Below are 338 nucleotides of genomic sequence, written 5' to 3'. Positions count from 1 at the left end.
TCAGTTTCTGCCCATCTTTTTCCATCCCTGGAGCCTAAGTTTCACTAACGGTTTCCAGATGGCTTTCATCCCCGACGGATTCCGCTCCCCAGGACCGCCTCCAAACATCCAATCCCGCCTCCGCTCCCTCGTCCCGCTTTCCTGCTGGTTTTCTCTGGCTAAAGTAATTAAAAGCAAATTTAAATAAAGGGTCAAGGCATTTTCGAAAATGGCTTCACCCTTTAATGTAAATCTCCACACCATTTAACATCGACCCTCAAGGCATTTTCGAAAATGCCTTGACCTTTTACTGTTAATCCCCACCTCAATCAAACAATTCTTTGCTTTTTCTATGTTTC

The 338-nt window shown here is 44.7% G+C and carries 1 protein-coding gene; it reads right to left on the bottom strand.

Annotated features, from left to right (window positions below; genetic code table 11):
* Entirely contained in the window at positions 1–243 is a 243-nt protein-coding gene (locus GPL15_RS26495) for a hypothetical protein (protein WP_215701680.1), read from the bottom strand.
* Positions 244–338 lie beyond the last annotated feature (95 nt).

The organism is Clostridium sp. MCC353 (assembly GCF_018785315.1).
Lineage (GTDB): Bacteria > Bacillota > Clostridia > Lachnospirales > Lachnospiraceae > CHH4-2.
Note: the sequence above shows the minus strand (reverse complement) of the source record. Positions and strands in the feature narration are given on the sequence as shown.

Excerpts from the sequence above, each read along its gene's own strand:
- GPL15_RS26495 (WP_215701680.1), bottom strand. The coding sequence starts at position 243 with ATGGTGTGGAGATTTACATTAAAGGGTGAAGCCATTTTCGAAAATGCC.